The 11402-nt window shown below is 47.4% G+C and carries 13 protein-coding genes; all 13 read left to right on the top strand.

What is annotated here, in order from left to right:
- Window positions 1–854 precede the first annotated feature (854 nt).
- Genes fpoA through PLL47_RS12530 form a run of 13 tightly spaced genes read left to right on the top strand, consistent with a single transcriptional unit; the run spans window position 855 to window position 11089 of the window.
- The gene (gene fpoA, locus PLL47_RS12590) at window positions 855–1244 is read left to right on the top strand and encodes a F420H2 dehydrogenase subunit FpoA (RefSeq protein ID WP_324446611.1); all 390 of its coding nucleotides are present in this window, start codon (window positions 855–857) and stop codon (window positions 1242–1244) included.
- Window positions 1232–1786 carry a F(420)H(2) dehydrogenase subunit B gene (gene fpoB / locus PLL47_RS12585; protein ID WP_324446597.1) on the top strand — a complete coding sequence of 185 codons (555 nt, stop codon included), beginning with the start codon at window positions 1232–1234 and terminating at the stop codon, window positions 1784–1786. Before fpoA ends, fpoB begins: the two co-directional genes overlap by 13 nt.
- A 31-nt stretch (window positions 1787–1817) precedes the next feature.
- Entirely contained in the window at window positions 1818–2294 is a 477-nt protein-coding gene (gene fpoC, locus PLL47_RS12580; protein ID WP_324446595.1) for a F420H2 dehydrogenase subunit FpoC, read from the top strand.
- 10 nt (window positions 2295–2304) lie between these two features.
- Window positions 2305–3429, top strand: coding sequence for a F420H2 dehydrogenase subunit FpoD (gene fpoD / locus PLL47_RS12575; RefSeq protein WP_324446593.1), 1125 nt, complete (start codon window positions 2305–2307; stop codon window positions 3427–3429).
- 5 nt (window positions 3430–3434) lie between these two features.
- The gene (fpoH, locus tag PLL47_RS12570; RefSeq protein ID WP_324446591.1) at window positions 3435–4478 is read left to right on the top strand and encodes a F420H2 dehydrogenase subunit FpoH; all 1044 of its coding nucleotides are present in this window, start codon (window positions 3435–3437) and stop codon (window positions 4476–4478) included.
- A gap of 4 nt (window positions 4479–4482) precedes the next feature.
- Entirely contained in the window at window positions 4483–4893 is a 411-nt protein-coding gene (gene fpoI, locus PLL47_RS12565) for a F420H2 dehydrogenase subunit FpoI (RefSeq protein ID WP_324446589.1), read from the top strand.
- A complete protein-coding gene (locus PLL47_RS12560) occupies window positions 4890–5180 on the top strand; it encodes an NADH-quinone oxidoreductase subunit J (protein ID WP_324446587.1) in 291 nt (96 codons plus the stop codon). Before fpoI ends, PLL47_RS12560 begins: the two co-directional genes overlap by 4 nt.
- Window positions 5170–5421: a F420H2 dehydrogenase subunit FpoJ gene (gene fpoJ, locus PLL47_RS12555; RefSeq protein ID WP_324446585.1), complete on the top strand. Its 252-nt coding sequence runs from the start codon at window positions 5170–5172 to the stop codon at window positions 5419–5421. Before PLL47_RS12560 ends, fpoJ begins: the two co-directional genes overlap by 11 nt.
- Window positions 5418–5726: a F420H2 dehydrogenase subunit FpoK gene (gene fpoK, locus PLL47_RS12550; RefSeq protein ID WP_324446583.1), complete on the top strand. Its 309-nt coding sequence runs from the start codon at window positions 5418–5420 to the stop codon at window positions 5724–5726. Before fpoJ ends, fpoK begins: the two co-directional genes overlap by 4 nt.
- Complete coding sequence (fpoL, locus tag PLL47_RS12545; protein WP_324446582.1) at window positions 5720–7738, top strand: F420H2 dehydrogenase subunit FpoL; 2019 nt, start codon at window positions 5720–5722, stop codon at window positions 7736–7738. The genes fpoK and fpoL overlap by 7 nt, the downstream gene beginning before the upstream one ends.
- Entirely contained in the window at window positions 7738–9225 is a 1488-nt protein-coding gene (gene fpoM, locus PLL47_RS12540; RefSeq protein ID WP_324446580.1) for a F(420)H(2) dehydrogenase subunit M, read from the top strand. Before fpoL ends, fpoM begins: the two co-directional genes overlap by 1 nt.
- A 3-nt stretch (window positions 9226–9228) precedes the next feature.
- Window positions 9229–10704 carry a F(420)H(2) dehydrogenase subunit N gene (gene fpoN, locus PLL47_RS12535; protein WP_324446578.1) on the top strand — a complete coding sequence of 492 codons (1476 nt, stop codon included), beginning with the start codon at window positions 9229–9231 and terminating at the stop codon, window positions 10702–10704.
- Between the two features lie 13 nt (window positions 10705–10717).
- Entirely contained in the window at window positions 10718–11089 is a 372-nt protein-coding gene (locus PLL47_RS12530) for a F420H2 dehydrogenase subunit FpoO (RefSeq protein ID WP_324446576.1), read from the top strand.
- Window positions 11090–11402: the final 313 nt, after the last annotated feature.

Here is an 11402-nt window from a genome sequence, read left to right as displayed (position 1 = left end):
GAGAAAGCATCATTACGGGTGTACATATATTACTGAGGGTTCCTCCAGATAGCGACTTGTTCCTGAGGATTCCTTCAGAGAGCAAGTTTTTTCAATGAAACGAATTGCCGCATTTCTGAAATAACGTGGAAAATTTTCAGCATTCTAAGTTCCTTATTATTTTCATTCCAAAACTTGCCTGAGGAAGACTCTGCGCTTCATATTTATCATTATTATACATATTATATTCAAAGGGATTTTATAAAGATCAGAATAATTTGTTGAAATATATAATACCTTGCCGTTCACGGAGAAAATTTGTGCTTTCAGGAAGTTAATATCCCGATATTGCGGCTATTAAAGAACAATAACATATTTATGGTGTATATATAATTTCGTGACCTGAATATGGCTTTTCCCCTAATTTTTTTAAACATATACATATTTTAAAAACAGAGTTTTAATTATTTCGACTGAATATTTATATAATATTAATTATCTAGCGAATAACTATAAATAACCCCTTATTCATTTGCAGAACTAGCTAGCTACCTGTAATCTTAATTATTAATTATATCACTTTCACGCTAATTAAATCCAAGCCACCGGAAGGATGGGTTCCCCTAACTTTCGGCAATTTATCATAAAATTCTGGGCAGCGAAAAGTAAATTTTTCGAGGCTCAGGAGGCGGGATGTCCATATTCAAGAGCCCTATTAATCAGAAAAAAGGCACCTGGGTACAGACATTCTCTGCAGGACCTGTGTTCGGATCTGGTGGTATTAACCAGAAATTCCGGATTACAGTTTTTTGTCCCTCCATCTAAAAAACAGGAAGTCAAGATCATGCGACGCTGCAATTTCAGATTGCTGCACTTTGATAGGTGATACAATGTCTGGAATAATTGATAGCTATATACCGGTTGCCATATTTCTTGCCGTGGGACTGATTATGCCTCCCATGACAATGTTAATGGTAAAGCAACTGAGTCCGAGGAGCAAAGCAGCCAGCAAATACACGACATACGAATCAGGTTCCGTCCCTACCGGGACTGCAAGGATTCAATTCAATGTTGAGTATTATCTCTATGCGATTGCTTTTGTCCTTTTTGATATTGAGGTGCTTTTCCTTTACCCTTGGGCTACAGTCTATAAGGGGCATGGAATTACCTCAATTGCAGTGGTTGAGATGTTTGCATTTATCTTCATACTGCTCTTCGGATACGTGTATCTCTGGAAGAAGGGGGCCCTTACATGGGTAAAGTGAAGGAGACAAAAACGAATAACTCAATGGAATGCCCGGACGAAGAAATTCCCGGAGTCATCACAACAACTACGAGTGCAATCCACAATTTCCTCAAGAAAACAAAAGCTCAGGACCTGATCAACTGGGGAAGAAAAAACTCTCTCTGGTTCATGACCCAGCCCATGGGCTGCTGCGGTGTGGAAATGATTGCAACCGGCTGTGCACATTACGATACGGACCGTTTCGGGATCATTCCGAGGAACTCTCCAAGGCATGCGGATGTCATGATCATCAGCGGGTATGTGACAAAAAAATACCTGCCAGCCTTAAAGAGGCTCTGGGACCAGATGCCTGCCCCCAAATGGGTTATCGCCATGGGAGACTGTTCAATCAGCGGCGGGCCATTTTATGAGTCCTACAGCACTGTCCAGAACATTGATGAAATCTTCCCTGTCGACGTCTACATTCCAGGATGCCCTCCCAGGCCCGAAGCCCTTATCCAGGGATTTGTGGAGCTTCAGGAGAAAATAAAAGCCAAAAAAGACCGGGGAACAGAATACTGAGATGATTTCAGGCTTATTTGAGGGAAATATAATGGATGCCAGAACAATTATAGAATCATTAACCGGGAAATTTCCGGAGGCAGTTTCCGAAGCAGGGATCGACTCTCAGGTCCGTATCCGGGCATATGTGGACAGAGAAAAAGCAAAAGAGGTCTGCCAGTACCTTAAGGACTCCCTTCAGTTCGACCACCTCTGCTCTGTATGCGGAGTTGATTATCCTCAGAGGAACGAGCTCGAAGCTGTTTATCATATAGCTTCATTTGAACATCCTGTAGTTCTGATGCTGAAAGCAAGACTGCCCAGGGACTCTCCGGAAATAGAATCCGTTGTGCCGGTATACTGGAATGCAAACTGGTACGAAAGAGAGACCTACGAACTCTTCGGGATATTCTTTAGAAATCATCCGAACCTGAAGGCACTTGTGCTCCCCGAAGATATGATTGGTGAGTGGCCTCTCCGGAAAGACTACGAGGGTTTTCCGAACAGGACAGCAAGAAACCTTGTGTGAGGGGTGAAAAATGGAAGAAATGCTTGAACCAAATGAAATGATCATACACCTGGGCCCCCAGCATCCCATGCAGCCCGGACCCTTCAGGTTAAACCTGAAGCTGAAAGGGGAAACAATCATGGATGCTGAAGTGGAAATGGGTTATATCCACAAAGGCATTGAAAAAATCCTGGAGAACAGGACCTACCTTCAGGGCATCACAATAGTTGACAGGATCTGCTACCTCGTAGCCCTGACAAACGAAGAATGCTATGTGGGCTGCGTTGAAAAGCTTCTGGACCTCGAACCCCCGGAGAGGGCTCAGTATATAAGAGTCATTGTAGAGGAACTCTCAAGGCTCCAGAGCCACCTGCTCGGTCTGGGTGAATACGGGGAGTTCATCGGCTTTGTCTCCATGTTCATGTACACCATCAAGGAAAGGGAAGATATCCTCACCCTGATTGACATGGTCACAGGAGCAAGGATTACCCACAGCTACCTGAGGTTCGGAGGAGTACGCGCCGACCTGCCTGACGGATTTAAAGAAAAAGCCATCCCTATCCTGAACAACCTCAAGAAAGCAATTAACGATTATGAGGAAATGTTTAACTCCGACACAATTTACAGGGAAAGGACTATCGGAATAGGTGTACTGAGCGCAGATGATGCAAAGAGCCTCGGAGTTTCCGGTCCAGTCCTGCGGGCAACGGGCGTTCCTTATGACATAAGAAAAGTCGAACCTTATCTTGTTTACAAAGACCTGGACTTTAAGGTCTGCACTGAAACTGCAGGAGACTGTTTTGCAAGGGTTCAGGTAAGGCTTAACGAAATGCGGGAAAGCATTCACATCATAGAACAGTGCCTTGACATGATTCCGAACGGACCCATCTTCCCGGAAGGAACTCCCTACGGCAGAAGGACTCCGGTAATGAGAGTTCCTGCAGGTGAGGTATTCCACAGGGTCGAGGACCCGAGAGGAGAAATGGGAATGTATATGGTTTCCGACGGCTCGGACAAGCCATACAGGGTAAAAGTCAAAGGGCCCTATTACCCGACGCTTCAGGCTCTGCCGCCACTCATCATAGGCACAACGGTTGCAGACATGGTATCTATTGCGGGCAGTATGGACGGCTGCACCAGTGAAGTGGACAGGTGACTTTTATGGCGGTCAACATTCCTGAATTCATAATTCCCCTTATTCCCTGGATCCGCGGTACTGTGGGTCTCGTCCTCGTAGGAGCCATCTTCATGGGAGGAATGGCTGCGGTCTGGATTGAAAGAAAGCTCTCAGCCGACATCCAGTTAAGGTATGGGCCTTCAAGGGTAGGAAAGTTCGGGCTCTTGCAGCTGGTAGCAGATGCCATCAAACTCTTCACAAAAGAAGATGTCAGACCGAGAAATGCCGACCGTTTTCTTTATGACAATGCTCCTGTTTTCATGCTGACCTCTCTTTTTCTGATGCTTGTCGCAATTCCTGTGGGAGCAGTCTTCATCAACGGAGTAGAATATCCTCTGGCTGTAACCGAGATGGATATAAGCGTTCTCTTCATAGAAGCGGTGTCCGCTATCAATATTTTCGGAATATTCATGGCTGCATACGGTTCAAACAACAAGTATTCCCTTCTTGGAGCTTTCAGAAACTTTGCCCGCATGATAGGGTATGAAGTGCCTCTCGGGATCGCTGTTGTCAGTGTTGCCGTAATGACAGGCTCACTCAATATCATAGATATCACCAGTGCCCAGGGGACTTTTGTCTGGAATATCTTCCTGCAGCCCATCGGGTTCGTTGTTTTCTTTATTGCACTTATGGCAGACCTTGGAAGGCTTCCTTTTGACCAGAATGAGTCTGAAGAAGAACTGGTCGCAGGCTGGGTCACAGAATACACCGGAATGCGTTTCGGGCTTGTTTTCTTTGCCGAGTATATGCACATGATCCTTGGAGCATTCCTCGTAGCACTCCTTTTCCTTGGCGGCTGGAATGTGCCTGCATTTGTTGCAAACAACGCGGTGCTCGGACTTATTGCCCCTACAGGGGTTTTGCTCCTTAAAACCGTGCTTGTGCTGATGACTATCATAGGAATGAGATGGGCTGTCCCGAGGTTCAGGATCGACCAGGTAGTTGATATGAGCTGGAAGAAACTTCTGCCCTTATCCTTACTGAACCTTGTCTGGGCCGTTGGCCTTGGACTCTATCTGGGGGCTTAAGAGTATGGTTCTCAAAAATATCAAATATGCACTAAAAAACATCCCAAAAAAACGCGTAACCAGGCTGTGCCCGGAAGTGGAAACCCCGCTTTCCGACAGGTTCAGAGGGCTCCAGATCCTCGACAAAAGCAAATGCATAGGCTGTGGGATCTGTGCCAATACCTGCCCTAACAGCGCGATAAAGATCGTAAAAGCCCCGATTTTCCGCGGCAGCGATAAGAAGAGATGGTTCCCTCAAATAGACATAGGTCACTGCCTCTTCTGCGGGCTGTGCATTGACCAGTGCCCCAAAGGCGCCCTTTCCAGCGGGAAAGAATATTCCAAAGGCGTGGTGAAATGGACTCATAAAGACCTGCTTATGACCCCATGCAAACTCGCCAGGGAAGTGGATATTCAGGAAGGTGATGAGAGATGATCGATCTCGGAATACTTGGAGCAGCCCTGGAAACGGCTGTCTTCGGGCTCCTTGCGCTTGTTACGGTCTTTTTTGCAATCTTTGTTGTCATTGCAAAAGATGTTGTAAGAGCCGGACTTGCCCTGATCATGTGCATGTTCGGAGTTGCAGGGATTTATATTCTCTTAAATGCCCAGTTCCTCGGAATTATCCAGGTGCTGGTCTACATAGGAGCAATCGGAGTACTGATTCTCTTTGCAGTCATGCTGACAAAGCGCGAAATTGGAGGTGGACCCCGTGCAAATTAACCGTCCTCTGGCTTTTCTGGTGTGCCTGCTCTTTGTAGCGGTTATAGTGACAGGAGCTTTCGGAACTTCCTGGAATACAGTTCCCGAACTCCCTGAGAACCCGGCTGACCAGAGCAATATAGAAGGCATAGGCATGCTCATCTTCACTCAGTTTGTCGCACCTTTCGAGGTTCTGTCAATTGTCCTGCTCGCATCCCTTATCGGTGCAATCTATATGGCAAAAGGAGAGGGCAACAAATGACCGCGATTCCATTAACATTTTACCTTGGTCTTGCAGCCCTGCTCTTTTCCATAGGGCTTTACGGTGTCATGACGCATAAAAGCGGTATCAGGATGATCATGTGTATAGAGCTCATGCTGAACTCCGCAAACATTAACCTTGTGGCTTTTTCAAGCTATACTGACACCCTGCACGGTCAGGTCTTTGCCATGTTCTCAATTGCTCTTGCCGCTGCTGAAGCTGCAATAGGGTTTGCAATCTTCATGGCGATCTACAGAATGCACGACAAAATCAATCTTGATGAGCTCAATGTTCTGAGGTGGTAAAAACGGCTCTGGAAGAATTTGCATTTTTAATCCCTCTGCTTCCGGCACTGGCTTTTGCGATCACCTTCTTCTTTGGCAAGAAAATGCCATCAGGAGGGGCAATCGTTCCCATCCTCGCCATCGCCGCCTCCTTTGTAATCTCTTTTATGATTACCCTCGGGCTGCTGGCAAACCCTGAAGAGGTCATAAGCCAGTCCTATTCCTGGTTTGCAGTGCTCAACATAGGAGTATTAATCGACCCGCTTGCCGCAGTCATGCTGTCAATGGTCTCCTTTGTGAGCCTGTTAATCCACATCTACGCAGTCAGCTACATGTCCCATGAAGCTGGAAAACCAAGGTACTTTGCAGAAACCGCACTCTTCACGGCTGCAATGCTTTCCCTGATCCTTTCCGATAACATTCTTCAGCTCTTTGTTTCCTGGGAACTTGTCGGTCTGTGTTCCTACCTGCTCATAGGCTTCTGGTTTGACAGACCTTCAGCAGCAGCAGCAGCCAAAAAGGCTTTCCTGACAACCAGGGTCGGAGACGTAATGTTCCTTACAGGAATAATAGTGCTCACTTCCGATTTACTTAAGGTTGCAGGCGGGTTCCAGGACGGAGTATACCTTCTGCGTTTCGATGAAATCTTCAGCTATATCCCCGAGCTTTCAGCTCTTCAAATAAACATCCTGGGCTTCGAAATAAGCCACCTTACTATTATTACTCTGCTCTTCTTCGGTGGAGCCGTAGGAAAGTCCGGTCAGTTCCCCCTACACGTGTGGCTGCCCGATGCAATGGAAGGCCCGACAACCGTCTCAGCCCTCATCCATGCAGCAACAATGGTTACTGCCGGTGTTTACCTGGTCGCAAGGACTTTTCCGATGTTCATTGCAGCCCCCGATTCCCTCATGGTAGTCGCCTACTTCGGAGGATTCACTGCACTCTTTGCAGGCACAATGGGCATTGTAATGAACGACCTGAAGCGCGTGCTTGCTTATTCAACCATCAGCCAGCTAGGATACATGATGCTGGGTCTTGGACTGGGTACTGCAGTAGGGCTTGAAGCAGTAGGAATTTCCATGTTCCACCTCATCAACCACGCTTTCTTCAAAGCACTTCTCTTCCTCTGTGCAGGCAGTGTAATCCACGCAGTCGGTACCCAGGATATGAGGGAGCTCGGAGGCGTTGGAAAGGTAATGCCAATAACTGCTGCCACAATGACCATTGCAGCCCTTGCCCTTGCGGGAATTGGTATTCCCGGAACCTCAATAGGGACAAGCGGTTTCATGTCAAAGGACCCCATCATTGAAGCTGCATATCTTTTTGGAGAACACAGCAGCAACTGGATCCCCTATGCATTCTCAATTGCAGCAGCACTTCTCACATCCATTTACATCTTCAGGCTCATCTTCATGACCTTCACAGGAAAGCCGAGAAGCAACTACCACGGGCATGAATCCCCTGCCATTATGACAATTCCACTGTCCATTCTGGCACTTTTTGCCCTTGGTTTCGGCTCACTGACAAGACCCGGCTTCATGAAATTCCTTGAAGAAACCTTTGCCAACAGCTTTGTGAACCTGGATATAGGAAACCTTGCAGGCATCGGCGGAAATAAAATTGCAGAGGCAGCAGGGCACGAACCTCTTATCGTCCTGTGGCTTCCGTTAATAGTCGCCCTTGCAGGTCTTGCAATTGCTTTCGTGATCTATTATCTGAGAGCGGTTAAACTCGGAGCTCTGGCTTCCATGAAGAACCCGATTTACAGGCTACTCTACAACCGCTACTACCAGCACCAGATTTACACCGAGTTTTTCTCACTCGGCATTGTCTACGGAGTTATTGCTTTCCTCACGCAGGTAGTTGATGTGATCATTGACAGTATTGTTGAAGGAATCGGAATTATCACGGTTTTTGCAGGCGAAGAACTCCGGAAGATCCAGACCGGTGTTGTCCAGACCTATGCAACCGTATTGGTCGCGGGTGTGAGCCTGCTGATAATACTTGTTAAACTGATAATGGAGGTACTCTGATGCTGCCGGTCGCATCGTTGTTGATTCTGGTGCCGCTGATTTTCGCAGTCGTGACCTTTTTCACAAAAACAAAACAACTGGCTGCAGGGTTTGGTCTTCTCGGGTCTCTTGCGACTCTGGGGCTTGCCCTTTATGCCTACCTGAACTTTGACAGCAGCACTGCTGCAATGCAGTTCTATGAATCCATGAAGTGGATTCCCTTCCTCGGGATCAATTATTCGGTCGGAATAGACGGCATTTCTCTGCCCCTTATTCTCCTGAATGCTATTGTAATCCCGTTTATGATCCTCTTCACCTGGAAGGAAGACATGGAATCCCCTAACAGGTTCTATGGACTCATCCTTACCATGCAGGCAGCAGTCATAGGAGTCTTCGTAGCCCTTGACTTCGTTGTCTTCTACATCTTCTGGGAGCTTACCCTTGTCCCGCTCTTCTTCATAGTAAACATCTGGGGAGGAGAAAAGAGGGCTCATGCTTCCTACAAGTTCTTTATCTACACACACGTTGCATCCCTTGTGATGCTGCTCGGGATTTTCGGGCTCTTCTACGCAGCCCTGAACCAGACCGGCGTTGCTACATTTGACATAAGGGAGCTGATCGCACAGTTCCAGTTCTTCGAACCGGGCCTGATGAAAGACGGAATATTCCTTGCAATCCTCTTCGGGTTCCTGGCAAAACTGCCGACCTTCCCCTTCCACTCCTGGCTCCCGGATGCATATTCCGAGGCTCCCACAGCAGGCAGTGTACTTTTTATCCTGCTTAAAATCGGAGGATACGGGCTTTTCAGAATCTCGCTCCCAATGCTCCCGAACACAGGAAATCCTGACCTGATGATCATGATACTGGGCCTGCTTGGTTCAATCAGCATTCTCTACGGGGCTCTTCTTGCTCTGCGGCAGAAAGACCTCAAGCGCATGATCGCATACTCCAGTCTGAGCCACATGGGCTACGTGATCCTGGGCTCTGCCGGTCTTGTCACCCTTTCGGTTTCAGGCGCCATGTTCCAGCAGTTTTCCCACGGGCTTATCATGAGCATTATGTTCATGTCAGCAGGAGCAATACAGGCAACCACAGGCACAAGGATCATTAACGATCTTGGAGGGCTTGCAAAGAAAATGCCTATGCTTACTGTTGCTATGATGGTAGGCTTTATGGCATCCCTCGGCCTTCCGGGTCTGACAGGCTTTATTGCCGAGTTCCTGGTGCTTACCTTCAGCTTCGTGAACCTGCCTGGCTTTGTGGTTATCGCCCTTCTGGCAATAGTGATTACTGCAGGTTACCACCTCTGGTCAATGCAGAGGGCAATGTTCGGAGTGTACAATGAGAAGCTCGGGGATGTCAAAGATATCAATTCCATACAGGTCTTTTCAATGGCTGCAATTGCACTTCTTGTGCTCTACTTCGGCCTGAACCCGAGTCCGGTGCTTGATATGATGATTAAAAATTCTGAAGCAATAGTCAGCCTTGCGGCTGGTCTGGGGGTGTGAGAGATGCAGGAAATAATGTACCTCGCACCTGAACTTGTCATGGTTGCAACCGGCCTTGTCGTACTTCTGGCTGGAGTTTTCCTCTCCCCCCAATCCAAAAATATACTGGGCTACCTGGCAACCCTGGGAACCCTTGCAGCTATCGTCCTGACGATTAAAAGCTTCGGGCTTCTGACAATGGAAGGTTTCCAGGTTGGGTATGCGATTTTCTCGGAAACCCTGAGCATCGACGCCCTCTCCCAGTTTTTCAAGCTGGTCTTCCTGGCAGTTTCCCTGCTCGTTTCAATTGCCTCTATCAAATATACCGAAAACAGCGACCACACCGAGGAGTTCTATGCTCTCGTGCTCTTTGCAACCTTCGGGATGATGATCGTAGCTTCCGCAAACGACCTGATACTGCTCTTCTGTGCCTTTGAGCTGGCAAGTCTTGCAACCTTTGCCCTTGCAGGCTTTGAGAAACAGAATGCAAAGTCCCTTGAAGGAGCCATGAAATACTTCATAATAGGCTCGGTTTCCGCAGCCCTTATGCTCTTCGGGCTTTCCTTTGTCTACGGGGCAACCGGCACAACAAGCATTCCCCTGATTGCTAAAAACCCGGGACTCCTTATAGACAACCCCATAGGCATCGTAGCAATAGTGCTGCTTACTGCAGGTTTCGGCTTCAAGATGGCTCTTGTTCCCTTCCATATGTGGGCTCCGGATACATATCAGGGATCGCCTTCAGTTGTTTCCGCCCTGCTCGCAGCCGGATCAAAAAAGATGGGATTTGTGGCAGCCTTCAGGGTATTCATCCTGGCTCTTGGAGCCCTTCAGCCTGACTGGCAGTTCATATTTACACTCCTGGCAGTGGTGACCATGACCTTCGGAAATGTGGTCGCAGTTGCCCAGACCAGTGTAAAACGCATGCTCGCCTACTCTTCCCTCGCACAGGCAGGATACATTGCAATGGCTTTTGCTGTAATGACACCTGTCGCTCTTGCAGGCGGAATCATGTATACCCTTGCCCACGCATTTATGAAAGCAGGAGCATTTATCGCAGCTGGAGCCGTTGTCTGGATGATAAGTTCGGAAAAGACAGGAAACCTTGATGTCCCTGACCACCTGGACAGCTTCAGGGGCCTTGGTAAGAGGATGCCCCTGGCAGCTCTCTGTATGACGGTTTTCGTCTTTGCCCTTGCAGGAATCCCACCAACTGCAGGCTTCATGGCAAAGTTCGTGCTCTTCTCTTCAACCATTCAGGCGGGCATGACATGGCTTGCAGTGATCGCCATCCTGAACAGCGCCCTTTCGCTGTTCTACTACGCACGGCTTGTGAAATACATGTACTTCATGCCTCCCGAAGGTAAAAAGGAAAAGGTCAGTATCCCGTTCCCATATACAGCAGCCCTTTTGCTTGCAGTTGCAGGTGTGCTGGTAATGGGTCTCTGGCCTGAACCCTTCGTGGAGCTGGCTATGAAAGCAGCAATGGTGCTGATGTAAGGAGGTATGAGAAATGACAGATTGTGATCTTTGCGGAAAAGGGCTCCCGACCTTAATTCCGGTCAGGACTTACCCTCCTCTCTTTAAATTCGCCTACCCTGAAGGTGTCTGGAAAGGCCTCTGTGAGACCTGCCTCGATTCTGCCCAGAAAACCTATCTGGGCGTCAACAAAGACGAAGTGTCCTGCAGGAACAACAAATGCGCCCTTTGCGGACATAAAGGCAGGGCTCACCCTGTGGAACTTCAGGTTCCGGATTTTTCAAAAGGGACCGTAAAAAAAGAAGTTAATCTCTGCATGAAATGTCTGGAGTCGATTGATAAGGCTTACATCAAATTTAAGAGAGAACAGATTGAGTGTTCAGCCTGTGGACATGGGCACCATTAAGAAAAACTAAAGCTGCTTTTAAAGGCGGCTTTTTTTTTTGATTTTTTGATTGGGGTGCTTCTCAGGATGGAGGCACTTTTACTGAATTTTACTTTTTTTCTGTCACTGTTTCTTGTTTTCGATATTGGAGACAGTTCCATCAATAATATTTTTTACAAAACTTGCTTTATATTCCGTTGGTCATCGGTTAAGGAAAAAATCGTTATCAATTGCATTGATTTTCATAAAATTTGTTAAATTATTCATCAAATGCAAAACTAGTGTCCTGACCATTTAATTATTCCACATAATATTTTGACATTTTCTCATCTGC

Origin of the sequence: Methanosarcina sp. (assembly GCF_035390745.1) — an archaeon.
Lineage (GTDB): Archaea > Halobacteriota > Methanosarcinia > Methanosarcinales > Methanosarcinaceae > Methanosarcina.
Note: the sequence above shows the minus strand (reverse complement) of the source record. Positions and strands in the feature narration are given on the sequence as shown.

What these genes read in the sequence shown, in the direction of transcription:
- fpoB (WP_324446597.1), top strand. Translation starts at nt 1,232, where the DNA reads ATGGGTAAAGTGAAGGAGACAAAAACGAATAACTCAATGGAATGCCCG.
- fpoC (WP_324446595.1), top strand. Translation starts at nt 1,818, where the DNA reads ATGGATGCCAGAACAATTATAGAATCATTAACCGGGAAATTTCCGGAG.
- fpoD (WP_324446593.1), top strand. Translation starts at nt 2,305, where the DNA reads ATGGAAGAAATGCTTGAACCAAATGAAATGATCATACACCTGGGCCCC.
- fpoH (WP_324446591.1), top strand. Translation starts at nt 3,435, where the DNA reads ATGGCGGTCAACATTCCTGAATTCATAATTCCCCTTATTCCCTGGATC.
- fpoI (WP_324446589.1), top strand. Translation starts at nt 4,483, where the DNA reads ATGGTTCTCAAAAATATCAAATATGCACTAAAAAACATCCCAAAAAAA.
- PLL47_RS12560 (WP_324446587.1), top strand. Translation starts at nt 4,890, where the DNA reads ATGATCGATCTCGGAATACTTGGAGCAGCCCTGGAAACGGCTGTCTTC.
- fpoK (WP_324446583.1), top strand. Translation starts at nt 5,418, where the DNA reads ATGACCGCGATTCCATTAACATTTTACCTTGGTCTTGCAGCCCTGCTC.
- fpoM (WP_324446580.1), top strand. Translation starts at nt 7,738, where the DNA reads ATGCTGCCGGTCGCATCGTTGTTGATTCTGGTGCCGCTGATTTTCGCA.
- fpoN (WP_324446578.1), top strand. Translation starts at nt 9,229, where the DNA reads ATGCAGGAAATAATGTACCTCGCACCTGAACTTGTCATGGTTGCAACC.
- PLL47_RS12530 (WP_324446576.1), top strand. Translation starts at nt 10,718, where the DNA reads ATGACAGATTGTGATCTTTGCGGAAAAGGGCTCCCGACCTTAATTCCG.